Annotated in this window: 29 protein-coding genes; 7 read left to right on the top strand and 22 right to left on the bottom strand. The window is 36.9% G+C overall.

Annotated features, from left to right (window positions below):
* Window positions 1-174: 174 nt before the first annotated feature.
* The 5 genes from Q1B07_RS13875 to Q1B07_RS13855 form a co-directional block, all read right to left on the bottom strand.
* On the bottom strand, window positions 175-1,257 hold the full coding sequence (locus tag Q1B07_RS13875; RefSeq protein WP_299090840.1) for a DNA alkylation repair protein: 1,083 nt from the start codon (window positions 1,255-1,257) through the stop codon (window positions 175-177).
* A gap of 72 nt (window positions 1,258-1,329) precedes the next feature.
* Complete coding sequence (locus Q1B07_RS13870) at window positions 1,330-1,659, bottom strand: metalloregulator ArsR/SmtB family transcription factor (protein ID WP_299090841.1); 330 nt, start codon at window positions 1,657-1,659, stop codon at window positions 1,330-1,332.
* On the bottom strand, window positions 1,659-2,090 hold the full coding sequence (locus Q1B07_RS13865) for an SRPBCC domain-containing protein (RefSeq protein ID WP_299090844.1): 432 nt from the start codon (window positions 2,088-2,090) through the stop codon (window positions 1,659-1,661). The genes Q1B07_RS13870 and Q1B07_RS13865 overlap by 1 nt, the downstream gene beginning before the upstream one ends.
* Before the next feature lie 79 nt (window positions 2,091-2,169).
* Window positions 2,170-3,102: an alpha/beta hydrolase gene (locus Q1B07_RS13860; protein WP_299090847.1), complete on the bottom strand. Its 933-nt coding sequence runs from the start codon at window positions 3,100-3,102 to the stop codon at window positions 2,170-2,172.
* 90 nt (window positions 3,103-3,192) lie between these two features.
* Complete coding sequence (locus Q1B07_RS13855) at window positions 3,193-3,735, bottom strand: glycerol-3-phosphate responsive antiterminator (RefSeq protein ID WP_299090849.1); 543 nt, start codon at window positions 3,733-3,735, stop codon at window positions 3,193-3,195.
* Window positions 3,736-4,029: 294 nt separating this feature from the next.
* On the opposite strand from Q1B07_RS13855, the gene Q1B07_RS13850 reads away from it, so the two are divergent.
* The 3 genes from Q1B07_RS13850 to Q1B07_RS13840 are packed head-to-tail and all read left to right on the top strand — an operon-like array spanning window position 4,030 to window position 6,492.
* Entirely contained in the window at window positions 4,030-4,761 is a 732-nt protein-coding gene (locus Q1B07_RS13850) for an ABC transporter ATP-binding protein (protein ID WP_299090851.1), read from the top strand.
* Window positions 4,758-5,789 carry an ABC transporter permease gene (locus Q1B07_RS13845; protein ID WP_299090854.1) on the top strand — a complete coding sequence of 344 codons (1,032 nt, stop codon included), beginning with the start codon at window positions 4,758-4,760 and terminating at the stop codon, window positions 5,787-5,789. The genes Q1B07_RS13850 and Q1B07_RS13845 overlap by 4 nt, the downstream gene beginning before the upstream one ends.
* Window positions 5,790-5,838: 49 nt before the next feature.
* Window positions 5,839-6,492 carry a TetR/AcrR family transcriptional regulator gene (locus Q1B07_RS13840; protein ID WP_299090857.1) on the top strand — a complete coding sequence of 218 codons (654 nt, stop codon included), beginning with the start codon at window positions 5,839-5,841 and terminating at the stop codon, window positions 6,490-6,492.
* A gap of 132 nt (window positions 6,493-6,624) precedes the next feature.
* Here Q1B07_RS13840 and Q1B07_RS13835 read toward each other — a convergent pair whose 3' ends face one another.
* On the bottom strand, window positions 6,625-7,224 hold the full coding sequence (locus Q1B07_RS13835; protein WP_299090859.1) for a TetR/AcrR family transcriptional regulator: 600 nt from the start codon (window positions 7,222-7,224) through the stop codon (window positions 6,625-6,627).
* A 110-nt stretch (window positions 7,225-7,334) separates the two neighbouring features.
* Between Q1B07_RS13835 and Q1B07_RS13830 the strand changes: the two genes are divergently transcribed.
* A complete protein-coding gene (locus Q1B07_RS13830) occupies window positions 7,335-7,889 on the top strand; it encodes a hypothetical protein (protein ID WP_299090861.1) in 555 nt (184 codons plus the stop codon).
* A 48-nt stretch (window positions 7,890-7,937) separates the two neighbouring features.
* On the opposite strand, the gene Q1B07_RS13825 is transcribed toward Q1B07_RS13830, so the two are convergent.
* From Q1B07_RS13825 to Q1B07_RS13790, 8 genes are all read right to left on the bottom strand, one after another.
* Entirely contained in the window at window positions 7,938-8,213 is a 276-nt protein-coding gene (locus Q1B07_RS13825; RefSeq protein WP_299090863.1) for a hypothetical protein, read from the bottom strand.
* A 5-nt stretch (window positions 8,214-8,218) separates the two neighbouring features.
* Window positions 8,219-8,605, bottom strand: a complete 387-nt coding sequence (locus tag Q1B07_RS13820) for a hypothetical protein (protein WP_299090866.1) — start codon at window positions 8,603-8,605, stop codon at window positions 8,219-8,221.
* The gene (locus Q1B07_RS13815; protein ID WP_299090869.1) at window positions 8,605-8,982 is read right to left on the bottom strand and encodes a DUF2089 domain-containing protein; all 378 of its coding nucleotides are present in this window, start codon (window positions 8,980-8,982) and stop codon (window positions 8,605-8,607) included. Before Q1B07_RS13815 ends, Q1B07_RS13820 begins: the two co-directional genes overlap by 1 nt.
* 258 nt (window positions 8,983-9,240) lie before the next feature.
* On the bottom strand, window positions 9,241-10,419 hold the full coding sequence (locus Q1B07_RS13810; RefSeq protein ID WP_299091021.1) for a diglucosyl diacylglycerol synthase: 1,179 nt from the start codon (window positions 10,417-10,419) through the stop codon (window positions 9,241-9,243).
* Between the two features lie 294 nt (window positions 10,420-10,713).
* Window positions 10,714-11,406, bottom strand: coding sequence for an AIM24 family protein (locus tag Q1B07_RS13805; RefSeq protein ID WP_299090871.1), 693 nt, complete (start codon window positions 11,404-11,406; stop codon window positions 10,714-10,716).
* A 337-nt stretch (window positions 11,407-11,743) separates the two neighbouring features.
* On the bottom strand, window positions 11,744-12,463 hold the full coding sequence (locus Q1B07_RS13800) for a polysaccharide deacetylase family protein (protein WP_299090874.1): 720 nt from the start codon (window positions 12,461-12,463) through the stop codon (window positions 11,744-11,746).
* A 68-nt stretch (window positions 12,464-12,531) separates the two neighbouring features.
* Window positions 12,532-13,365 (bottom strand): undecaprenyl-diphosphate phosphatase, encoded by an 834-nt coding sequence (locus tag Q1B07_RS13795; RefSeq protein WP_299090876.1) that lies wholly within the window; start codon window positions 13,363-13,365, stop codon window positions 12,532-12,534.
* Between the two features lie 2 nt (window positions 13,366-13,367).
* Window positions 13,368-13,985 carry a DedA family protein gene (locus Q1B07_RS13790; RefSeq protein WP_299090879.1) on the bottom strand — a complete coding sequence of 206 codons (618 nt, stop codon included), beginning with the start codon at window positions 13,983-13,985 and terminating at the stop codon, window positions 13,368-13,370.
* Between the two features lie 341 nt (window positions 13,986-14,326).
* Between Q1B07_RS13790 and Q1B07_RS13785 the strand changes: the two genes are divergently transcribed.
* The gene (locus Q1B07_RS13785; protein WP_299090882.1) at window positions 14,327-15,175 is read left to right on the top strand and encodes a DnaJ domain-containing protein; all 849 of its coding nucleotides are present in this window, start codon (window positions 14,327-14,329) and stop codon (window positions 15,173-15,175) included.
* Between the two features lie 175 nt (window positions 15,176-15,350).
* Here Q1B07_RS13785 and Q1B07_RS13780 read toward each other — a convergent pair whose 3' ends face one another.
* The 7 genes from Q1B07_RS13780 to Q1B07_RS13750 all read right to left on the bottom strand — a co-directional run bounded on the left by Q1B07_RS13780 (window position 15,351) and on the right by Q1B07_RS13750 (window position 22,548).
* Window positions 15,351-16,265 carry a carbohydrate ABC transporter permease gene (locus tag Q1B07_RS13780; RefSeq protein ID WP_299090885.1) on the bottom strand — a complete coding sequence of 305 codons (915 nt, stop codon included), beginning with the start codon at window positions 16,263-16,265 and terminating at the stop codon, window positions 15,351-15,353.
* A 14-nt stretch (window positions 16,266-16,279) separates the two neighbouring features.
* Window positions 16,280-17,251, bottom strand: a complete 972-nt coding sequence (locus Q1B07_RS13775) for a sugar ABC transporter permease (protein WP_299090888.1) — start codon at window positions 17,249-17,251, stop codon at window positions 16,280-16,282.
* Window positions 17,252-17,395: 144 nt separating this feature from the next.
* Complete coding sequence (locus tag Q1B07_RS13770) at window positions 17,396-17,542, bottom strand: hypothetical protein (RefSeq protein WP_299832927.1); 147 nt, start codon at window positions 17,540-17,542, stop codon at window positions 17,396-17,398.
* 126 nt (window positions 17,543-17,668) lie between these two features.
* Window positions 17,669-18,292 (bottom strand): helix-turn-helix domain-containing protein, encoded by a 624-nt coding sequence (locus Q1B07_RS13765; protein ID WP_299090892.1) that lies wholly within the window; start codon window positions 18,290-18,292, stop codon window positions 17,669-17,671.
* 575 nt (window positions 18,293-18,867) lie between these two features.
* Entirely contained in the window at window positions 18,868-19,629 is a 762-nt protein-coding gene (locus Q1B07_RS13760; RefSeq protein ID WP_299090894.1) for a DeoR/GlpR family DNA-binding transcription regulator, read from the bottom strand.
* 330 nt (window positions 19,630-19,959) lie between these two features.
* Window positions 19,960-21,048, bottom strand: a complete 1,089-nt coding sequence (locus Q1B07_RS13755) for an alcohol dehydrogenase catalytic domain-containing protein (protein WP_299090896.1) — start codon at window positions 21,046-21,048, stop codon at window positions 19,960-19,962.
* A gap of 249 nt (window positions 21,049-21,297) precedes the next feature.
* Window positions 21,298-22,548 carry an MFS transporter gene (locus tag Q1B07_RS13750; RefSeq protein WP_299090899.1) on the bottom strand — a complete coding sequence of 417 codons (1,251 nt, stop codon included), beginning with the start codon at window positions 22,546-22,548 and terminating at the stop codon, window positions 21,298-21,300.
* 260 nt (window positions 22,549-22,808) lie between these two features.
* Between Q1B07_RS13750 and Q1B07_RS13745 the strand changes: the two genes are divergently transcribed.
* Complete coding sequence (locus Q1B07_RS13745) at window positions 22,809-23,552, top strand: hypothetical protein (protein ID WP_299090901.1); 744 nt, start codon at window positions 22,809-22,811, stop codon at window positions 23,550-23,552.
* Window positions 23,553-23,891: 339 nt separating this feature from the next.
* Window positions 23,892-24,653 carry a TrmB family transcriptional regulator gene (locus tag Q1B07_RS13740; protein ID WP_299090903.1) on the top strand — a complete coding sequence of 254 codons (762 nt, stop codon included), beginning with the start codon at window positions 23,892-23,894 and terminating at the stop codon, window positions 24,651-24,653.
* Window positions 24,654-24,713: 60 nt separating this feature from the next.
* Here the strand turns inward: Q1B07_RS13740 and deoD are convergent, their stop codons facing one another.
* On the bottom strand, window positions 24,714-25,421 hold the full coding sequence (gene deoD, locus Q1B07_RS13735) for a purine-nucleoside phosphorylase (protein WP_299090905.1): 708 nt from the start codon (window positions 25,419-25,421) through the stop codon (window positions 24,714-24,716).
* Between the last annotated feature and the right edge of the window lie 26 nt (window positions 25,422-25,447).

Raw genomic sequence — 25,447 nt, 5'->3', positions numbered from 1 at the left:
CCCTATTCAATATAGGAATCATCTTCTATTTGCTTGACTCTTTTTTTCATGTGTCCTTGACACGGGTACCAGTTTATATTGAACCACTTTTCTTTTTTATTGAACCACCTACCAATTTATTTGAACCACTCCCCTTTTTTTCAATCCACTCCGCCTCGAGAAAAAGGACTCAAATCACAAAACGGTAAAACCCTGACTTGCTTTTGTTTCTCCATTTACGATAATAGAAAGCAGATGTTCGCCGGGATAGTGTTTTCTTGTTGTTAAGTCTTTGAAGGAGTGCTTTTTGGAGTAAGCTCTTTTTTCCCCGCCATTTATAACATGTTCAGCGATTTTAAAGATTTTCTTGGAATGCTTTCCGCTTGCCTTTACAAAATCGATTGTGTATTCAATTCTTAGTTGGGTTTGCTTTTCGTCTGTGGAGCTGATCTGAAAGGAGAAAGTTAAAGTACCTCCAATTTGCAAGGCATCTGTTACAAGTAAATTTTCTACAGAGAGTTTGGGATTACTGGTGAAGCCATGTAATTCCAGGGCTTGCTTGTTTCCTTTTTTCATTAAGGTGCGTAAGCCCTTTTTGATAATCCAGTCAGTTTTTTCGTTGTGTCCGTACCATTTTTTGGCGAGTTCGAGGACAAGATCTGGGTGATCTTTTGAAATATCATTTAAATTGTTGGCTACACTTTTTCGGACATATAATGACGGATCTTCCTTTAAATTTTCTAAGATCGGCAGGATTGAGGATGGGTCTTGCCTTAGGCTGGATAGGACGATTCCCCATGGCAAACGGGGTCTTGAGCCTTCACTTGCCAATCTTCTTACATGCTCATTTGGGTGGTTGCTCCATGCTAAGAATTGTTTCATCATCTTTTGTTGGTCTTTAATAACAAAAGGTCTTACCGCAAATTCGGAGGTGGAATATTGAGTAAAGTATTCGAGTGCTTCCATTGATTCATCCCAGTCGTTTAGACCGTATACTTCTACATAATCCGGAAAAATAATTCCCGTCAACCCGTTTTGAACATGCAGGGCAGCTTTTTTTAATACCGAAATGGCTTCAATATAGTTAAGTTGCATTGTTTGATGAAGGGAAATCGTAATTTGTCTTATTCGCTGTTTAAGTGCCAGCTCTTCCCACTTATCATCATAAATCAGCTCTTGAAATCCAGAGGCATTAAATGAAGGATAGTTCGCTTTAATCAAAGAAGAAAGCTGGTTAATAAAGCTGTCGTCAAAAACTTTTCTCAATTCTTGAGCCATGTTTTTTCTCCTTTACACGTTTTTAAAAACAAAGGGAGACCCCTGCACAAATGTTGTTAGAGGGGTCTGTTCCTACTCATCTTTTTCATTATTTTCAACCAAATATTTAAGCATGGACAGCTTATTATCCCAGAACTGTTCATAAAACGAGAGCCATTCCTTTAATTCAAGCAGCGCATCAGGCTCGAGCTTGTACCTTGTTTCTCTCCCTACTTTTTCAACGCTTAGCAGGTTAGCTTCCGAGAGAATCCGCAAATGCTTAGATACAGCCGTGCGGCTCATTGGGAAGTGCTTGCTGATCACAGTTACCGGCAATGGCTGATTTGCTAGAAGCTTTAGCATTTTCCTACGCGATGGATCAGAAATTGCTTGAAAAACATCATATTTTTGAGCAGCTGTCATTAAGCCTCAACTACTTTGCGTAAACGCTCATCAACAATTCCATCCCAGCCATTGTTCATGCGATTTCGAATAACCGCAAAGGTTTCGCCTGCTGGTCCAGCTACTTTGTCTGGAGCTCCCCATCCTGTATGAATGAGCGTGAACTCCGTTTTTCCATCCAGGTCCTTTAGTTCAAACGAAACTTTCCAGCCAAAATTTCCCCATGTGAAAGAAAGACCATTTGGCGGATCTATTTCAAGTACTTTGCATGGTGATTTTTCATAAGGCGAATGAAGTGTGAATTCATGACCGACCTTTGGTTCAAAATCGTTTGGCATAAACCATTCGGCAATTCCCTCTGCAGTTGAAACAGCCTGCCAAACCTTTTCAATCGGCGCTTCGAAAACAACGGTTTTGCGAATATCTGGTACTTGTTCTTGATATGTTGTCATGTTCATTTCCTCCAATAAAAAATATGTAACCAAAAGGTTTCACATTAATAATACGAAACCTTTTGGTTACATGTCAACCTTAAGCCTCTGCCAATTTTTTCTCGATCCACTGAATAATATCAGCAATGACTTCTCCACGATTTGTTTCATTCAGCATTTCATGTCTGCCTTGTTGATAAAAGGTATAATCGATCTTTTTTATCCCATGTTCTTGAAATTGTCGAATAACTCTCATTACTCCTTTTGTATAATGACCGACCGGGTCTTGCTCCCCGCTAATAAAGAAGAAAGGCAATTCCTTCTCCATTTTTGCTATTTCATGAGGATGATGGATCGTTTCCAATCCTGATAACAAATCATAATAAAACCCCGCAGTTGCAACATAGCCGCAATAAGGGTCTCCTATATACTTCTGCACCTCAGCGCGGTCACTTGTCAGCCAATCAAATTCGGTTTCAATACTAGCTAATTTTTTATTATAATTGCCAAACGTTAATTTATTCATGAGCGGACTTTCTGTTTTCTTTCCTAATTTGCGAATTTGTGATTTTGCTATTCGTTTGCCGATCTTACCCATGAATCCAGGATTTCCACCGGTTCCGGAAAGAATCACGCCTTTAACTCTTCCATGATAGCGCTGTAAAAATCGCCTAACTAAAAACGAGCCCATACTATGTCCCATTATAAAGACAGGTGTATTGGGATATTGTTTTTGAATGTATGCATTAATTTCGCTCAAATCATCAACTGCTCGCTCAAAGCCATTTTCATCAGCAAAAAACCCTAAAATTCCGCTTCTTTCACCTGTTTTTCCATGACCGCGGTGATCGTTTCCGTAGACAACTATTCCTTTTGACACAAGTGATTCAGCAAACTCCTGGTAGCGACCAATATGCTCTGCCATTCCATGTGATAATTGCAGGATCGCTCTTGGCTTCGCATTTTCTACATACCATTTCGTCAAAAAAACGTCATGGCCATCTGACATGGTTACCCAACTTTTTTGTTCCATGAAAGCCACCCCTTTTATGTGATTTTATCTTTCTTTCATTAAACAAAAAAGACCGAAAGTAAACGTTTTACGGCCATTTTCTTTGAAATCTTATTTAAAATGCTCCCATATCTCCCTCTTTGAAGTGGTGATTGCCTCAGCTCCAGCTTCCAGCGCGTCTTCCACCTCCTGTATCGTGCGAATTAATCCTCCAGCAAAAATTTTAATATTCGTTCGTTCCTTTACCTCTTTTATCATCCAAGGCATAGCACCAGGCAGCACCTCAATATAATCCGGTTTCGTTTTTTCCACTAAGCGATAACTTCGTTCGAGGGCATGCGAATCAATTAAGAACATTCGCTGAATGGCGATGACTCCCTTTTGTTTCGCCTTTAAAATGACATTTGATTTAGTTGATATTAACCCATAAGGAGCGAACTCCTGACAAATATATTCTGTTGCATAATCATCATTTTTCAAGCCATGGATAAGATCGACATGATAAATGATTTTTTTCTGATATTGGTTAGCCAATTTTTGAATATGCGCTAATTGGGAAATATGTGTTTCCAAGAATACACCGATTTCATAATCACTTTGTAAAAACTTTTCAAACTGCTTGATGGAAGAAAAAGCAGGTAATATTTTTTGCATATCTTCACCTTTTCATCTGTAAAAATTTAGTAAAAGCAGGCATGCTTTTATTGATGGTTAAGCATTGCTTTGGCTATAAGAATCTATCCCCTTCAGAATGAACAATCATAAGAATCATGATTTCATCAGTTGAAAGAATTCAGTTTCATTCAGCCTTATTATACAGTTCTTGTATGAAGTAATCTATCGAAAACATATTCGGAGAAAAGTGAGTGATTACTCACTTTACAAATTCATTTAAAATCATTAATATAATAGTGAGTAATCACTCATTCAATGGAAGAGGGGAGATTTATGGAACAAGAGAAAAAAATTGTTTCTATTCAACATGTATCAAAGGCTTTTGGAAAACAGAAGGTTTTAACTAGCATTTCTTTAGCAATACAAAAAGGTGAGATCTTTGGACTTTTAGGCCCTTCTGGAGCAGGTAAGACAACATTAGTGAAGCAGCTGGTTGGGTTGGAAATTCCAACTTCTGGTGAGATCTTTCTTTTTCATGAGAAAATGCCTTCTTTAAGATTAATCGAAAGGGTCGGCTATATGGCACAGTCTGATGCCCTTTATGGTGAATTATCAGCAAAGGAAAATCTTAAATTCTTTGGTGCGCTTTACGGGCTAAAAGGAAAAAAGCTCACGAAGAGAATAAATGAAGTAATGGAGCTGGTTCAGCTTACGAATGATCTCAACAAGCTTGTTTCCGCCTATTCTGGCGGAATGAAAAGAAGACTCTCTTTGGCTATTGCCCTCTTGCACGAGCCTGCCATGTTAATTCTTGATGAGCCAACAGTGGGAATTGATCCTGTTTTAAGAAAAAGCATCTGGAAAGCATTCTATCTATTAAAGGAAAAAGGCACGACAATCATTGTGACCACCCATGTCATGGACGAAGCTGAAAAATGTGATCGATTGGGCTTAATGCGTGATGGTTCTCTGATTGCAGTCGGTACTCCGAATGAATTAAAAGAGAAAACAAATTCCGAATCAATTGAAGAGGCATTCCTCGTTTATGGAGGTGTTCAATCATGAGAATAAGAGCCTTAGTTATACGTATCTTGCGGCAAATTACCCGTGATAAGCGAACAATGGGATTGCTGCTGTTTGCTCCGATTCTTGTTTTAACCATGCTGCATCTTGTCTTTAATGGTGATGATTATCAGCCTAAGATCGGCTTTGTTTCGGTGCAAGAAGCTGTATTTGAAAAAATAGATCAAGCCGGAGCAGCGATTAAGGAATATGACAATGAAAAGGAGGCAACTGATGCCTTAGCAAATCAAGAAATCGATGCTTATGTCCAGTTTGACAGCAGTGGTCCCGAAATCATTCTTGAAGGCAGTGACCCAAGTGTCAATGCTGCAACAATTAAATGGCTTCAAACAGCGTTAAAGCCTTTGCAGGGAAACACTGAAGCCATGCAGAAGCTCCAGATCGATTACTTGCATGGTTCAAGTGAAATGGGACAATTTGATTATTTCGGTCCGGTGCTGCTGGGATTTTTCATCTTTTTCTTTGTTTTCCTTATTGCAGGTGTATCGTTTTTAAGAGAGCGTACGACTGGAACATTGGAACGGCTTCTTTCAAGTCCGTTGCGAAAATGGGAAATTGTCATCGGTTATGTCATCGGATTCGGACTTTTTACAGTGATTCAGGCTTCCATTATCGCTGCTTATGCCATTTATGTGTTAGGCATGCTGATGGAGGGAGCATTTGGCTATGTTCTCTTAATCACTTTGCTGCTTTCTTTAACAGCTCTAACATTGGGTATTTTACTTTCAGCCTTTGCCAATAATGAACTGCAAATGATTCAGTTTATTCCGATCGTCGTTGTCCCACAAATCTTCTTTTCAGGATTATTTAATTTGGACACAATCTCAAAGTGGCTCAACTGGATTGGCCCGTTTACCCCTTTGTATTATGCAGCAGATGCCTTAAGAAATGTCATGGTAAGAGGTTACGGATGGGGGGAAATTCAAATCGACCTTCTCGTTTTGGCGGGATTTTCTATTCTGTTTATGCTATTAAACATTCTGGCACTAAGAAAATATCGAAAAATCTAATCATATCAATTAGTATTAGTATTATATCCATGTTATAAAGGAGCAAAAAATGTCTGAACAAGATACATTATTTGATGAATGGTTTGATCAAGATGAAGGGTTAACAGAAAAGCAAAAAAAGATTTTAGCCGCGGCGATTGATTCGTTTGCCGAGAAGGGATATGCAGCAACATCTACAAGTGAAATTGCCAAAAAGGCAGGGGTTGCTGAAGGGACTATTTTTAGACACTATAAAACAAAGAAAGATTTGCTGATCTCCATTGTCTCACCTATGATGGCAAAGCTGATTGCCCCTTTTGTTATTAAGGATTTTAATAAGGTTTTAAATCAAAATTATGAAACCTATGAAGACTTCTTAAGAGCGATAATTGAAAACCGAATTAACTTTCTTAACAATAACATGCAGCTTTTCCGGATCTTAATCCAGGAAATTCCTTTTCAGCCTGAATTAAAGGAACAATTCAAAGAACATATTGCAAAAAAAATCATTGATCGCTTTCAAACTATTGTTGAACATTATCAAGCAAAGGGGCAAATTATTGAAATCCCTGCTTTTAGTGTGATCCGCATGACTGCTTCTACAATTTTCGGCTATGTTATTGCGAGATATATCCTCTTACCAGAGGCTGAATGGGATGAGGAGGCTGAAATTGAAAGAACTGTGCAATTCTTACTGCATGGATTGTCTGCTAAAAAAGAATGAAAACTTGTTTGGTGATAGAAATCCTATTCTGACTTCTATCACCTTCCTTTATTTCATTAAACATCTTATAATCTTTAATCTATCTTTTTCATTTGAATAGCAAATACGCAATTCAAAACAATTTACTGCCCGTTAAGATGGGGCAAATTCTTCTTTACTAATTGAATTTAAATGATAGACAAACAACTTATAGATGCGATCTCGATTAAGCCGCTTAGGATCTAGCATGGCATGTAAGGCGATTCCATCCACCAGCGCATAAAGCCGCTCGACCTCAATAGACTTGTCTACATTTTCTTTTAGCAGCTGGTATTGCTCCATGGAATCAATTAATCGCTGCATACCTGTTAAAAGTCCATCATAATGGGCATCAAAACCCTTTCTATGTCTGGCATATGCAGTAAAGGCAAACCAAACCTCCATTTCTGCCATTGATTCGTCATTCGTTGGCACCATTTCAAGAATGATCTTAAGTATTTTTTCTTTTGGAGGTAATTCTTGAACGGCAATTTTATTTATTCGCTCTGTTACTCGTTCAATCACTAGATTCATTGCAAAAATGAGCAGCTCATCCTGTGTTGAAAAATAATGACGCAAGGCTCCTAGTGAAAGACCTGCTTCTTTTGCGATATTTCTAACCGTCGCTCCTTCCATTCCCCGTTCTAAAATAACCCTCCACGAAGCTTCTGCAATTAATTTTTTTCTCCATTCATGATCAACTATTTTTGGCATATGTTTATTGTACCAAAAATAATAGATTTTTATAATACACTTGTATTGAAAAATATTCTGTAGTAAACTGGATTTAAATAATACAACTGTATTGAAAAGAGGTGCACTTTATGAGTATAGTCGGATGGATGATCGTTTTTTGTGAAGTTGCTTTTTGGGTTGTGATCGTTTTAGGTTTAACGGTACGTTATCTCTTCAAGCAAAAACGATTAGGCCTCATTTTATTAGCATTAACCCCTCTCATCGACTTGATTCTGCTAATTACGGCAGGTTTTGATTTATATCGTGGAGCTAACGCAACACTTGCCCATGCACTTGCCGCTGTATATATCGGTGTCTCGCTTGCCTATGGTAAAAGTATGATTGAATGGGCAGATCAACGCTTTCAGTACTATGTGATGAAACAAGGAGAAAAGCCGAGGAAGCAATATGGGATGGAATATGCAAAACATAATCTTACGAACTTTCTGCGTCATACCATCGCCTATGTCATTGGAGTTGGTTTGTTGGCAGGCATTATGTTTTTGATTGATGATCCTTCCAGAACAGAAGCATTAGGCGGCGTATTAAGAATTTGGTCTCTTGTGTTGGGAATTGATTTTATTTTTACGATTAGTTATTTTATTTGGCCGCGGAAGGAAAAGAAGAAGACTGCAAATGTATAAAAAATACATGGGGCTGTCTCAAAACCAAGGCGTCAGCCCCTCGATCGTTTACAAGATAATTTTGACCTTCATGTTCTCTTGCAAATCAGCATCAACTAGTGTCAATCCTTTATGTTTTTTTAAAGAAGACACGATGAGATTGAACATTTCTTTATCGAGTGAATCAGGGAGCCAGGGATCTGCTTTCGTCTGGTTAGTCCATTTTTTAATCTGTTTCCAAAGCAGCTGCGAGGAGAGCAAAGCTCCTAAACAGTTCAAAACAGCATAAGGGACTGGAACCATAAATTGAACATGTTTTCTTGTTTTAATCATGACTTTAATCATTCTTCTCACTCAATAACAACAGAAACCTTATCTCCGTTTGCAGAAGAAACATCAACGATCTGGCCATCTACTTCATTTTCTATCGCATGGATGAGAAGCTCAATATCAATATCCTTTACGTACATCGCAGCCTGCGGTATATTTGCAGCAATTCCATGACCTGCTTTTAAAACAGCTTTTACAAGATTAATCGGAACATTGACATTAATATTATCCTTATCAGTTGATTCAACTTTAACTTTAAGCATCCTTTTATGATAACCTGAGCTCGTATCAACATGAATACTACTCTCTTTATTATCCTTCATAACGTGGAGCAGCTCTGTTGCTTTTTCAACGTCCAATTTCCCTTCTTGCACCATGGTCATTACCTTTGAAATTTCTTCTTTCATTACGCATCCTCCCCATTTTCTTTTAGTAATTGAATGGCCTCTTCAGCCGTTATTTCTCCAGCATCAAGCATTGAGATCACTTTTTTCTTATCAACCTTTGGTTTCGTACGGTCAGAATATCCTAACGCCTCAATAATTTCATTTAACTTGCCGCGAACAGTAGGATATGAAACCGAAAGCTCCTTTTCAACTTCTTTAATATTCCCCCTGCATTTTAAGAAGACCTCAATAAAATGAAGCTGCTCCGAAGCAAGGGAAGAGAATCTGGATAATGCAAACTCATTTTCAATACTCGTATGGCAATTGGAACAATGCAATTTTGTTACAGTTAATGTTTCTTGACAAACTGGACAATCTGTTAATAGTGGAAATGACATGTTTCTCTCCTTTCCTTATAATAATTAAATTATATAACATAAATTAAATTTATCAATACAATTTTCAAAAATGTTAATTTTGTTATCAATAATAATTAATAATATAAATTCTTAATTAAAATAATTAATCAGTCATTTAAGTTTTGAAAAACAAAAAAAGGACTGTCCCCTTTAACACCATATATTGGTGTTAAAGAGGTGCAGACCCTTTTGAAACAGCCCTTTCATAACACATTTTTGTTTTCAGGCAAAAGATGATCAGGACATACCGACTTTCAACTTGACTGATTTTTTGGTACGAGCACGTTCTGCAACATCTTGCTTGAATGCCTCGGTAACCATATCCTCCAACACCGCTCTAGCGGAGTGAGGATAATGCATTTGCTTAATGTTTTCTCTCATTTCTTTTAATGTTTTTTTATCATTAAGAAGCTTTAAGACAACCTCTTTCATTTCCTTATAATCATTGACGATCATAGCAGATCGTTTTTCTTCAAAATATAAAGCATTTTCCTGTTCCTGACCAGGGACCGGCTTGTATAAGATGACAGGGACGCCAAGTGCCGTAGCTTCAGATAAGGTAATTCCGCCTGGCTTTGTAATCATGCAGGAGGCAATACGGAATAACTCATCAACCTTTTCTACATATCCTAATGGAATAATTGTTTTTGGATGTGCCAATGCAAATGGCTCGAGCTTTCTCATCAATGCATTGTTATTTCCGCAAACAATGACAATCTGCAGGTTATCCTGGTTAATGAAGGATTCACATATATAGTTTACATTTTTTAAGACACCGTGTGCTCCGGCCATAATCAACACAATTTCCTTATTTGGATCTAAATTGTATTTTTTATATACTTCTTCCTTTTTACCGTTTGCCATTTCAAACTGTTCACGGATGGGGATCCCAGTAATTTTTACTTGATTATGGTTAACCCCTAGCTCGACTAATTTCTCTTTAACATGCTCACTTGCAACATAATATTTATCAATATGTTGATGAACCCAAATTTTATGAAGGCAAAAGTCAGTTACCACATTAAATGTCGGGATAACCTCACCTGTTTTATTCCGATATTCCGGAACAACCATCATTGGAAATGTATTGATAATCATATCCGGCTTCTCTGTCTGTATCAGTTCTTTCAGCTTTTTCTGGCCAAGTGTATAATACAGGTTCATGAAGCGCTTATTGTACATTTTATCAATACCATAGTAAAAAATTTTGTAAAATTGTTTTCCGTAAGAAAAGCTTTTAATATATAAATGTTTTGTCAATTTCGAAATGATTGGGTGTGATTCTTTGTATAGCTCGGAAACGACAACCTGCTTAAATCCCATTTTTCTACATTCATTTTCCAAGGTTTTCGCTACTTGAATATGTCCGTTTCCATATTTCTCTGTTAATATTAAAACTTTTGATTTTCCTACCAACACGTTTGTATCTCCTAACTTAGGCAAATAAATAGTGATGATGAATGATAGTGTATTAGACATTGATTGTAACGCGTTTTTAACGAATAGAAAAGCCCTTATATAAAGTGAGACTTCTAGATCTCCCCTCTTCTATTATCCTATGAATCAATGAATGTTAAAACATCCTCAGGCTTTATATTGGTCTAGGGCCTGAGATGTAGCATTATTAAAATTTGGGGCTTGTGAACAGTTGCTGTATATTATTTTACCATTTTTCTAGAAAAAAATCTTTCCAACTTTATGAAATGAGACTTAACTAGTTGGTTTCATATAGGATTCTTCAAAAGGCTGAACAACAACAAAGCCTTCGCCTTCAAATCTCATTTGAATGGATTCGCCGCTTCCTCTCCCCAACAGTGTTTTTAAGGTGATATCGGTTTGAAATTCCGGCTGCAATTGACCTGACCATGCAATCGTTGCATTCGGATCGGTGATCACTGGTCTTCCCGGAGTAACTCTTAAAGTCAAAGGCTCATAATGTGAAGTAATCGCAATCATCCCAGTTCCTTCACATCTAACATTAAAAAGCCCGCCTGCTACCATACCGGCAACACGTTTCATCTGCTTAATATCCCATTGAATACTCGGTTCAAAAGCAAGCAAGTCATTTCCATTAACAAAAATTATATCATCCTGCAAATCAAGAATAATGACCTTTTTCCCTTGATCTGCAAGATACATTTTGCCTTGTCCTTTTGCTTTCATTAATGAAGTGCCTTCACCTGTCAACGCTTTTTTAAATGTCTTTCCCCATCCATGCTCAAGCAAACCTTCACGTTCAAATTTTATTTGACCACTATATGCAACCATTGATCCGGCTTTTGCCCAAACCTGGCCATCAAGATTTACTTCCAGCATACGAGGTGTTTCTAATTCAAACAAACCTTCTCCTTTGTCTTCCTGTTCGGTTTGTTTAATAAATTCATTAATTGAATATTTACTCACTACATCCACTCCCTTCTTTAATCGTAAATACGTATCATCAGGCACTTTTGTTTCATCTATTCCCTTTGCTTACATTTTCAGACACTTTATTCATTTTATCTATTAGCCAAGTCGTTGTATATAATTAAATAAACCAATATATTATAATTATGGATAAAATTGTTATAAAATTAAGTTAGGATAAAATTTAGAGTTATGCTTGCAATCCTTTTCTTAAAAACATATGTTCCAGCGGGAATGTAAAAGCTATTAAAATAGAAATCTATTTTTAGCCGTCATTGATGATTAACTTAGCTATCAGGAATAAAAAATGCCTGATTCATTCAGACATTTAACCTTAATTATTAGCTTCTTCATATTTCAAGAGCTCTGATACGGTTTTAAATTCATATCCTTGCTCAGTTAATTCATTGATGATCCCTTCAACAGATTCAAGGGATTCCTTTCGGCTATCATACATAACATGCAATAAGATAATCGATCCATTTTCGACATGATCGCTAACATGTTGAACGATTTTTTCGGAATCAGCGCCAATCTCCGGATCTGTTTCCGGCTCAATATCCCAGAGGATGGATTTTCGATCATTGTCAGCTAAGTATTTTGGCAGCAATAAGAGCTTTTTTCCATTAGGCGGCCTAAAAAGAATCTCCCCGGAATAGCCGGTTTCCCTAATAAGCTTATCGGTTTTCTCAATTTCATCCTTTACAAAGGAAGGTGATTTAAAAACCATTCTTTGATGGGAATACGTATGATTGCCAATCTCATGTCCGGCATTAAAAATTTTTTTAGCTTCTTCAAAATTTTCTTCTATTTCTTTACCAGTTAAGAAAAAGGTAGCCTTTATATTCTTTTCATGAAGGATTTTTAAAATGTCATCTGTTTTATTTGTTGGTCCATCGTCAAATGTCAGTGCCACAACCTTTTTATCTGTATCTACCTTGTTTATGATTTCACCAAAGAATTGAAAGCTTCTAGAATTTATCACTTGCAAAAGGCCATAGCCTAAAATAATCAAGATTAGTATTGATGCTACAACTATTTTCAAAAATTTCATTTTCTTCTCCCCTAATTATTACAAAAGGCTAAGAAAAGCACGAATTCGCGCCTCTTAGCCCGCTGTCATTAAAAATAAACAAAATAAATTACCACTACTAAAACAATACGATAAATCGCAAATGGAACAAGCTTAATTTTATTAATCAGCTTTAAGAAAAAGCGAATCGAAACTAATGCAAACACAAATGCACTAATAAACCCAGCAATGAAAAACGGCATGGCATCAAGCGTAAAGTACTCCCAGTTTTTCAATAAGGATATAAAGCTGGCACCGGCCATAATTGGAACGGCCATAATAAACGTAAAATCGGAAGCAGTACGGTGACTCATACCTAACAAAACCCCGCCAGAAATGGTTGAACCTGAACGAGAGAACCCAGGCCATAGAGAAAGACATTGAATAAGTCCAACCGTGAACGCTTGTTTATATGTAATCTGATCCACTGTTTCAGTCTTAGGCTGTTTCGGACCAAAAACATCTGCTAAAATCATCAAAATCGCACCAGCAACTAAACCGATTAATACTGTTTCAATTGAAAATAAATGCTCATCAATATAATCTTCAAACAGCACACCAAGAACACCAGCTGGAATCAATCCCACAATGACTTGCGTTAACTTCAGACGATTTTGACCTTCAGAAACTGACTTTTTATTGAGACGGCCTAAACCTAGTAAATCAATAAAACGATTCCTAAAAACGACTACAACAGCTAAAATGGATCCGAGCTGAATCACAATTTTAAACGTATTTGCTACATATTTCGTGAGAAACTCTTCAGACTGCAGCCACATATCATCAACGATTATCATATGTCCGGTCGACGATACTGGCGCAAACTCTGTTAATCCTTCTACTAATCCTAAGATGATGGCCTTTAAAAGCGTAAGAAAATCCATATCTAATCTCCCTTATTTTTTTTTCTCTTTTTAATAAATAGTGCTAGGAAAACAATTACTGCAACCGCAATTAGCACATAGACAACATTTGAATAAACATCCATTACTTCCACTATTTTTTCCCATGACTCTCCAAATTTAGAGCCAACCGTAACTAAAATAACATTCCAAACTAATGTTCCAATCGTTGTAAAAAGAAGAAACAACCAAAAGTTCAGACTTGCCATGCCAGCAGGGATCGAAATGAGACTTCTGATTAATGGAATAATACGGCAGATCAGGACTGTCCAATATCCATACTTATCAAACCATTGATCCGCCTTGTAAATGTCCTTTCTCTTTACTTGAAGAACCTTTCCCCAGCGATCGACGATTTTCTCAAGTCTTTCAACATCAAGAAGATTTCCAATCTTATATAAAATGACTGCTCCGACAACAGACCCAAAAGTTGCCGACAGGATTACGCCCGGGACCGTTAAGTCAGTAAAATTCGTCAGCATGCCCCCAAACGTAAGAATGACCTCAGATGGTATAGGAGGAAAAACATTCTCCAGCGCAATCATCAGAAAGATTCCTACATAACCAAATTGTTCAATGATACCTGTTATCCAATTTTCCATTTAAACCTCCATTATTACTGAATCAATTTACATTATTATTCTTTTAAATAAATCGGAAAGCAATATTCTTAATCCCACATGTTAGTATACCTTTAATTGACAAATGATTGAATAGTTCTTTTCTTAACATTTTCTTAAATCTTTCTTTGCATTCTATTAAAATCCATCTATATTTATTATCCATAAACATTTAATAGACTTAGCAAAAAACTTTTCCCAATATCCTTATACATAGTGCAAACGCCTTCAATTTGAGGTATCTTTATAGTAATCTATCTTATATTTAACATTTTCACTTACAAACGAAAAAGCAAACTAGGAAATGAGGAGTGACGCTAAAATTGGACATACAAGAAGCTTACAAAGTACTAGGTGTTCCAGAGGATGCTACTGATGATCAAATTGAAAAACAATATATGACATGGATTCGGCGGAATCATGCGTACCAAAGTCAGGAGGATGCAGAAAAGCCTTTTGATTTCGATAAGATTACAAATGCCTATAATAAGATTAAAGCTTATCGGGATGGTACCGAGGACAAGCAAGGCCCGACTACTTTCCGTGAGAAAATGGATCATTTTCTTCATTATTACAAGCTCCATATGGTCGGGGTGATCATCCTGATTGCGCTTTGCATCTATATAACCCAAAGTGTCGTTTCTCATTTTCAGGAACAAAAAAGATTGGCAAGCCTTCCTCCTGAAAATGTAAGCATTATGCTGCATGGTGACTATTTTGACCCAAATAGTAACAAATCGCCTGTATCGGATAATGTTTTGGCTGACATTCCTTCATGGGAGCGGGTTACCGTTAATTTGAACTACTCACCGACTGAAGTAAACGACTCAATGGATGTTGGCATGCAGCAGAAAAGTGTTGTGACACTTGCTTCTGATAAATCAGATGTTTACGTTATGGATTCTATTAACTTTGAACAGCTTATGACGAATGAAATGTTCCTGCCTTTGGACGACTTGGAGCCTTCGCTTAAAGAAAATGTTGATCCAGACAAACTTATCTATGCCACATCACCTGAAGATAATGCTGAGCATTTATACGGAGTTGTCGTTTCTGACACAAAATTCTTTAATGGAATCCAAGTCAATGATGAGAAGAAAATTGCCGCAATACGGGTAGACTCAAAAAATAAAGAAAATGCACTGAAATTATTAATCGAGCTAACAAAATAGGGTCCTGCCTTCAGGACCCTATTTCAAATTAACACTTTATTCCTTGCTCCATAATTAAACGATTTCCATACATCATTTTTCAGAACTACTTTTTCAACATCTGTTAGTCCTTCAATTGTCAGCTAGAGGGTATTGTCCGACAACAGGTAAACCTGCAGAAGCGATATTTTAGTTCTTACTGTTTTACTGCCCCCAATGTCATCCCTTGAATAAAATATCTTTGCACGAATGGATACACCAAGATAATCGGTATAACGGTAATCATAGTGATCGCCATTTTAATGGATTCTGGTGAAACCATGTTTGATTGCTGCTCCGCGTTTGGCCGCATCTGATTCGCATCAACACTTCCACTCATGGAGGTATTATCTAAAATTTTCATTAATTCATACTGTAAGGTTGTCAAACTTTCATTCATGCTATTGTATAAATAAGTGTCAAACCAACTATTCCATTGTCCTACTGCGACAAATAATGCGATTGTCGCTAACACTGGCTTACAGAGCGGCAGGATAATCCGGTAAAAGATTGTAAAATCATTTGCTCCATCCATTTTCGCTGATTCCTGGAGGGAAAATGGCAGACCATCCATAAACGACCGGATAATAATGATATTAAAAGCACTAACTAAACCCGGCAAAATATATACCCAAAATGAATTCATTAAGCCTAAATCTCTCACAAGCATATAACCAGGAATTAACCCCCCGGAAAAATACATCGTTAACACAATAAAAGTGGATACAAACTTCCGCCCTTGGAAGTCTGCCCGGCTTAAGGTAAAAGCAACCATTGCTTGAACAAATACGCCCAAAACGGTGCCAACCACTGTTCGCATGACAGAATTAAAAAAACCTGTCACTAAGTTATCGTATTTAGCAATTTCTAAGTAATTATTAAACGTGAACTCTCTCGGCCATAAATAGATGCCGCCTCTTACTGTATCAGTTGATTCATTTAATGATATCGCCAATATATTTAAAAAAGGATAAAGTGTGACAATCATGACCACCGTTAAAAAAGTATAGTTTAGTAGATCGAATACGCGGTCTTTGTTCATAACTCTATTTAATGCTCGATTCGCAGCCATTTATCCGTTCTCCTTTACATGACACTTTGATTTGAAAAGCGCTTAAAGATTCCATTCGCAATAAACAAAAGGATAATACTAACGACTGAATTAAAAATGCCAATGGCTGTCCCATAAGAAAATTGTCCTAACCCAATTCCATAATTAAGCGCATACAAATCTAAGACCTCTGAATAATCAACAACAAGTGAGTTCCCTAATAACATCTGTTTTTCAAATCCAATGCTGACCAAGTGACCGATATTTAAAATCAGTACTACGAGAATGGTTGGACGAATGCCTGGTAATGTCACATGCCAGATTCTTCTTAATCTGCCCGCTCCATCTACTTTTGCAGCTTCATAAAGCTGTGGATCAAGTCCGGCAATCGCCGCTAAAAAAATAATCGCATTCCAGCCCATTTCCTTCCATAAATCTGAGGCCGTTACGATTCCCCAGAACCATGTCCCTTGGGCCATAAACTGAAAAGGCTCATCAAGAATGTTTAATTTCAATAAAAGGTCATTAACAATACCGCCATCAATTGATAGCATTTTTGTGACGATCCCTGCCACCACAACCCATGACACAAAGTGAGGCAAATAAGTGACCGTCTGCACAGTTCGTTTAAAGACTGAATGACGAACTTCATTGAGCAAAACAGCGAACAAAATAGGAATCGTAAACCCAATGATTAAACTAAGGAAACTCATCGCCAACGTATTTCTTAACACCAGGTAAAAACGTTCATCGGTAAACAAGGTAATAAAATGCTCGAAGCCGACCCACTCTTGTTCAAAGAATGACCTTGCAGGCCGATAATTTTGAAACGCCATCGTCCAGCCCCATAAAGGTAAATAATTAAAAACAAACACCCATGCAACAAAAGGAAGTGACATCGCATAAAGGATTTTTTGACTTGAAAACACCTTCCAAAAATTCCGTGTCTTTTTCGTTTTCATCGTCAGATTTCCTCTAGTAATCGGTTTCTTTTTTACCGTTTCCATAAGACTCCTCCTTTTCTGTATCTTCATTTTAAAGGAGGAAAGACGCTAAAAATACCTTACTAATTTTCACAAAAATCAGGTGAAAATATGAGAATTATAACAAAAAAAGAGTAACCAACCCTCATAGTGATAAATAAAGGCTGATTACTTTTTAACTTTTTCAACTAATAAAACGACCAACGTAACTAAGGCAATCATAAACATCGCTGTATTAATATCCATCGGTGCACCTCCATGATGGGAGGCTTTTATGCCAACCCAGCTGGTCATTGTCATAATGTCATGGCACAAAAATATTCACTTATTTCTTATGGTATAGCATATTGAGGTTGGTGCATGTTTTATGACCTTTTTTTAAAAATTTTTAACTTTTATTAAAAATTTTTAACTTCCGTACAGAAAAAAAGATGCCTTTTCTTAAGCATCGCGTGTTTTTTCTCTATATAACATTTCGTTTAGGGGAGGATAGTTAAGCGCATGCCAAATCCGCAGAAAAAATTCAATCGATGGTTGAGATTTATTATTCATATAAATGGATAAATTGCTTTTATCAATGCCGGTCAATTCTGAAAGCTCTTTTTGCGTCAGTTTTTGTTGCTTCATGATTTTCTTTATATTATTTTTAATAATCCCCTCATGACGGTTAATAAGTGATTCAACATTTTCCTTAGGAGTGTCGCTCATTTGCTTAGCGGCCTCATTTATAATCGGCAAAAATTCAGGCAGGGATTCATATAATTTCCTAGTTATTTCCTTCGGCTGGTGTGCATCAATATTATCAAGCATAGAGTCGATAAAAAGCATAGTTGCGCCCTTTATGAAATCCTCCGGGGTATACTCCACATCGACTTTATCCATTTTTGCTTCTACATTTGCATAGGTTGTGTAATCTTTAATTTTATCAAAGTTTTCTTTTTTAAAGCCCACTTTTATAAATACATATTCATCTTGTTTAGATTGGTCCTCAGTTTCAGATTTCTGACTGTCGCCAAAACTAACATATGTGACCTTATTTTGTTCTGAATTATTTTTTTTATTCATTATGTATATCACCTCCTTTTCGTGGACAACTTATGAGTAAGAACAAAAGCGCAAGTGCCTCGTTCAGCCCCGACAAGCATAAGACGATTTAGAATAGAAGGCGCTCTTTGCCTTCAATTCTAAATTGGCTTATGACCTCGAGGGGGCTAGGCGCTGGAGCTGGATATCGCGCGTTTATCCAAAGTATAAGAATTTTATAATTTACTAAACAATACAAAATGTTAGTGAGGTGCTTAAATTGACAAGAGATGAAAGAAAAGATGTAACAAGAGATGTAGGCGGTACTGGTAAACGTTCATAATAAAAAATAGCGACACAGATCTTTTAGTGTCGCTTTTATTATATGTTTCGTTTCGGATTCTTATCATCCATAATTGAAAAACTTTAACTTTTGTTTAAAATTCATTGTCTTTATTTATTATATAAACATCCCCATTTCGCCATATAGATTTAAAATGGGGAGTGAAAAAGTTAATTTTTTACTTTTTATCATGGTCATAGGAGGACGTCAGTTACATTTTCAACAGTAGAATTGACAAAGTCAAACCAATAGCTCAGTTAGAATTTTTCTAAAATTATGCCGTAATAACGCTTATGCCCTTCTCCTCAAATTGGTGGATTTGAAGCTCTGAAGCTTCTTTACCTGTAACAAGCTTGTGTATGTTATTGATCGGAGATACAGTATGAAGGGAAACACCGCCTATTTTCGTATGGTCAGTAACAACAATGACTTCTTTAGCCGCTTGAATCATGCCCATTTTTGCAGGAACTAACTGCTCTTCAAAATGAGTAAGCCCAAATTCAGGGTGAATTGCCGGAGTTCCAACAAAAGCTTTATGCACATGCAACGTCTTTAATACTTCATTCGTAAACATGCCATTTAACATAAAGCTTTCAGGATAAAGAATCCCTCCTGTTACAATAACTTTAATCCCTTTTGAATCTCTCAGCTCCGCTGCAATATTCACGTCATTTGTTACGACCGTTATATTTGACCTATTCACGATATTTTTAGCAATCTGCAAGGTTGTTGTGCCTGAGTCTAGGATGATATGTTCTCCCTCGTTAATCATCGCGGCAGCTTTTTCTCCAATTCTTTGCTTTTCGTCTACCCTTTCTGTCACACGGACGGTAAACGATGGTTCTGAGCTGATCCCTTCACCAAGCACAACTCCTCCATGTGTCCTCCTTAAAAGTCCCTCTTTTTCAATTTCAGACAAATCTCTTCGAATTGTAGCTTCATGCACATTGAATTCGGCTGATAATTGGGCAACTGAAGCAACATTATTTTTTTTGACATAATCAATGATTTTCAGCTTTCGCTCCGCAGCTAGCATGACAGTCCTCCTTTAAAACATTTCTTATATTTCACAATTTTTATGTTCATTTATGTTTATCTTATTTAAGATTATGTTTAATTGAAGTTGATTGTCAAGCATATAGAAAATAAAAAAAGCGCAAGGCGCCTGCCTATCGGCGACAAGCATAAGGCGAACAGGAATAGAAGGTGTACTTTACCTTCAATTCCTGTTTGACTTATGACCTCGAGCCGATGGCGCCTGGAGCTAGATTCAGAAACGCAAGCTATGTTAAGAAAATATATAAATTCTGATATTATTAAAAAAACAGTCCGCCCTTAATTGCTAAAGGCAGACTGTATTCAAGCATTATGACCAATTGAAATCAAGGATGACCTTTTGCCAGCTTTTATGCTCAGCAGCGGAATCCATTGCTTCTTTAAAATCGTTAACATTTTCGATCGGTGTAAATTTTTCTGGAAGAATCGCTCGCAAGGTTTCTTGATATTCGATGTTTTGCATGGCTGATAACACGGCATGATAATCAGGTGCTGAGCTTCTGCTGCTTCCATATAAGGTAAGTCCTTTTTCTAATACATCCCGCGTATTAATTGGCACTCTTTCTTCTGTTACTCCCATTAAAATTAGAGAACCACCTCGTGCTAATAAATCAATCCCTTGATTCACTGCACTTTCACTAAATCTCCCTCCTGTACACTCTATAACTATATCCACTTTTTCAGCTTCGAAAATATCAAACTCTTGTACGAGAGCACGATCAGCAAAACTGAATTGCTCAAGCTTTTCCGGAATTGCACCAAAAACTTTCAATCTTGTCTGATCAAGCCCATAAATATGATGAAGCATCGCAGCTGTTAAGTATCCAACTGGACCATCTCCAAAAACAGCAACCTTTACTTTAGGAAATGCTAGTTTACCCTTTACTCTGCTTAGCGCATGATAGGAAACTGTACATAATTCAGCCAAGACTGCAATTTCATCTGGAATTTGATCTGGAATTGGAATTGCACACGCTTCTGGTAATACTAAGCGGCTCTGTGCTATTCCATCATAGCCGCTTCCTAAGAAATGATTTTTCTCACTGTAATTATCAATAAACTCTTTATCACATAAAGAACTGCACTCTTCAGTATCCTCTTTTCCAGGTATATTGGGAACAATGACAACTCTTTGACCTACTTTTAGTGAATCTGAGCTGCTTTCTACGATCCTTCCTATTCCCTCATGAAGAAGGGCCATAGGCAGCTTTTTAGCAAGTGCTTCCGGCCTTCTAAGCCCCATATAATACCTTAAATCTGCATGACATATACTTCCTATTGTTGGCTCTACTGCAACTTCTCCTTTTCGAATCGATCGCTGTACAATGATTTCCTCTACTTGTCCCGGATTTACTAAACGAAATGTACGTGAATCTACGGATGTTTTTGTTGATTGCATACTCCTAGTCCTCCTCATCATCATTAAAAATTGGCACTATTCTTCAATTCCCTTCCTACAAATGCTTGAATAAGTGAATAAAATGTTTATTTTTGTTCATTAATTATGATAATATCATTAAAAATACGAAGTCAATCATTTTTTAAATGTAAACAAAATGAATATAAGCAATTATGCGCATCCTTTTAAATGAATAATACCCATTATTTTTTTACACAAATGTGTAAAAATTCATGGGTATATTAATCATTAGGAAACTGCTTTTTCTACTTGTGATTTCTTTTGCTCTGGAACACTAATAAACTTTGTTAATAGGGCACTTACGAAATATAAAATAGCTAAAATCCACACGACTCCTTGAGGGCCAATTTCTCCAATAAAGACACCTACGATTGCTGGTCCAAGAAAAACTGGAAAACCTGCTCCAAGATTTAGAATAGACATAGCAGCCCCTTTATTTTCTTTTACCAAAGATGGGACAAGTGCAGAAAGCGGTACATATCCAGCTAATAGAGCTCCCCATAAGAAACCGATAAATCCTACAACCCAAATGTTTCCAGAAAACCATTGAGGAGCATAATATAACGCTAAAGTCGTAATACCGCATCCCACTCCGCCAAACCACATGATCGTATTTTGCCAGCCTAATTTGTCGCCAATGATTCCGAATAAAAGATTAAAGAGAATATTCCCGATAAAAATGGTCCCCCATATTCCAAGCCATGTTGTGGTCGGAACTCCATAATCCTCAAGATAAGTTGGCAAGAAAACAGGAAAAGCAAATTGGGCTGTCGTATTGATCGTACGAACGATGCCTCCCAACAAGACTTTGGGTTCTTCCTTGACAATGGTAAGCCCTTTCAATAATTCCTTCGCTTTGCCCTGTGCCCCTTGTTTCGACTTTCTTTCTAATTTATCTCGATTCACAAATAATGCTAAAACTGCACCAATCAAAACAACGATAATCGAGCTCCACAAGGTATTAACATGGCCTAAATGCTTTATAGCCCAAGTTGAATAATAAGCACCCAATACATTTAACCCCCCTGTAAACACAAACCAAAACCAGCCTACAGCAGTTCCAAGCTTTTCTTGCGGGGCCCTGTAAGCAATCCACACTAAGAATGAATAAGCAAACAATGGATATCCTAACCCTCTTACAGAATAAAAAACAAGCATCATTCCATAATGTAAATCCGCAGCTACCCCTAAACCAATAAAGCCTGTTGTCCCTAAAATATACATGAGTACACCAAGCCACATCGTTCTCTTCGGTCCAAATGATTCGACTAATACGCCTGAAAACCAAGATGAAAGAGTAATTGTCACACCATACACAGCAAACAACAAGGAATTCTGTTGTACACTAAATCCATTTTCTATCAGCCATGGGCTTAACCAAGCAATCTCAAGACCATCCCCCATCATAAAAACCAATACTCCCAAATAGCCCCAAACGAGATTACTCGGCAACCCCATTTTATTTAAAATTGTATTCATGCTTGCTACCTCCTCTATTAAATGTTAAACATAACAAAAACGAGCTTACAGAAAAGAATGAGCGTCCACCTCTTTCACTTTTGTTTATTTATGCTTGTTATCATTAAAATTAATGTGTAATTTTAATTAATTCAATATATTTTTAACAAAAAATACGCGATTTTTATCGTTTTTTATAAATTTATTGCTCATTATTGTTCATTTGTGTTAAAATTACTTTTAGATTTTGAAAAGGTTTACAATGAGGGGTGTACGAAACAATGACAAAATCACATTATTCAATTGGAATTGATTATGGTTCAGAATCAGGAAGAGTATTAATTATTAATATAAAAACCGGCGAGATAAAAGGTATGCATGTTATTCCATATAAACACGGGGTTATAACTGAATCATTACCTGACAATCCGAGACGAATTCCTATAGGAAGTGCTCTTCAGCATCCACAAGACTATTTGGAAGTTTTAGAAGTGGGAATACCTTGTGCGATGGCCAAAGCTGGCATCCATTCAAATCAAATTATTGGTTTAGGAGTTGACTTTACATCATCTACTATTTTACCGGTAGATTACGACCTTACGCCTTTATGTTTTCATAAGGATTGGAAGTATTATCATCATGCTTGGCCTAAGCTTTGGAAACATCATCGTACAAAAGTTCAAACAGACAAAATATATAAAGCAGCCACTAAAAGAAAAGAAATATGGCTTCGAAAATTGGGATTTAATATTTCAGAGGAATGGGCAATCCCGAAAATATATGAGGTCTTTGAAGATGCTCGTGATGTATATGAAGCTTCAGCGTATTTTTTAGAGGCTGCAGACTGGATTGTTTCAACTCTGACATCCACCTTAATTAGAAACAATTGCTCTTTAGGGTTCAAGGCTTTTTGGAACGAAAGAGACGGATTTCCAGAGGAATTTTTTAATGAGCTTGATGCAGAGTTTGGTTCAACACTTCTATCAAAATTACATGGAAATATTACTATGGTATACAGCATGTAGAAATGATGAAAACATTAAAAAAGCTGCGAAATCAAAAGAATAAATCCATTGAATTAATGTCTACCTAAAAAATAGAGCTTCAATCCTAATAAAAAGGATTTGAAGCTTTTTTATATGATTGCTCTATGCAAATAACATAACTCCAATATTTGCAAGAAATAATATCCATTGAGAAAATCAGAGCTTCAAGGCTTGTACATCCTCTTCCTGAAACAATCCGTTATTAGATTTAAAGCAAGGAGCTTTTGAAATTGATTTTCCACTTACAATATGATTATGATTAATAGATATCCCCCTTTATTAAAACAGAAAATTCTATAGGATAACATTGGAGGAACCATGTTACAAAAATTTGGCTTTTCACAATATGAGAGTAAAGTTTATGAAGTTCTGGCGACAAGCGAGGAGCCTATGGACGCTACTACCATTGTTAAATATTCAGGTGTCCCAAAGGCAAAAATTTATGAAGTGATCTCACGCATGATTGAAAAAGGCATGATAATGGATTCCATTTCAGATAATAAAAAGCTTTATACCGGGCTGCCACTATCGCTTGCGATTGAAAAATTAACAACAGAATTTCAAGCAAACGTTGAACAATTAAAAAAGAGCGGCATCAAAAAGCGGTCCTACAATGATGAGCATGTCTGGAGCTTGAAGGTGGATACATCCATTCGCGCCCAAAGTAAACAGCTTGTTCAAGAAGCCAAAGAATCAATCCGTATTTCGGCCTGGAAGGATGACCTAGACGAATACCTGCCATTGTTAACTGAAAAAGAAAAACAAGGCGTAGATGTCGAGGTGCTGGTCGTTGGTGAATTGGAAACATCCTTATCGACTATTCATTCACTGATTCCAGCAAAAGAACACCATTCATTAGAACGGTTTCGCTTGATTATCGTTGACGATAAAGAAGTCATTTTTGCCGGCATGGAGGATCAATCCTGGCAAGCCATGAAGACAATGTCAAAACCATTTATCAAGGTTTTTACCGAGTTCTTCTACCATGATGTGGCACTGGCAAAAATTAATGAAAAGCATTTTGATCTGTTGATGAATGATGAAGAGATCAAAAACATTCTGATGAAATTGCGCTACTAGGTATTTTTTTCAATACAAATAGAGGCTGACTCATATGAGCCGCCTCTCTTACCGAAGAAATTAGGACGAAATCGCTGCTATCAACGCCATATCAATCATATCATTAAAGGTTGTTTGCCGTTCTTCAGCAGATGTTTCTTCACCAGTGAAAATATGATCACTAACCGTTAAGATTGACAGGGCATTAACACCATATTTTGCGGCAAGGGTGTATAGAGCGGTTGTTTCCATTTCCACAGCCAGTACCCCGTAAGCGGCTAATTTCTCTACTATTTCCATGCTATCACGATAAAAAATATCCGCTGTTAAAACATTTCCCGCTCGTACAAACAGTCCTTTTTCAACTCCAGAATCATACGCCTTCTTTAATAAATCAAAGCTTGCACATGGGGCAAAATCAATTCCCGGAAAGGTTAGGCGGTTTATATTCGAATCGGTACAAGCTGTCATCGCAACAATGACATCTCGCACATTCACATCCTTTTGAATCGCACCGCATGTTCCCACGCGAATTAAATTTTTTACGCCATAGTCACGAATCAGTTCATTGACATAGATCGAAATAGAAGGAATTCCCATACCAGTACCTTGCACAGACACACGTTTTCCATTAAATGTTCCAGTAAATCCTAACATTCCTCTTACATTGTTATAGCAAATGACATCTTCCAAAAATGTCTCCGCAATATATTTTGCACGAAGCGGATCTCCAGGCAATAGAATAGTTTCTGCGATTTCACCTTGTTTAGCGTTAATATGTGTACTCATTTTATTGATCATGACAATTGGGTAAC

The organism is uncultured Metabacillus sp. (genome assembly GCF_947503125.1).
In the GTDB taxonomy this organism is placed as follows: domain Bacteria; phylum Bacillota; class Bacilli; order Bacillales; family Bacillaceae; genus Metabacillus.
Note: the sequence above shows the minus strand (reverse complement) of the source record. Positions and strands in the feature narration are given on the sequence as shown.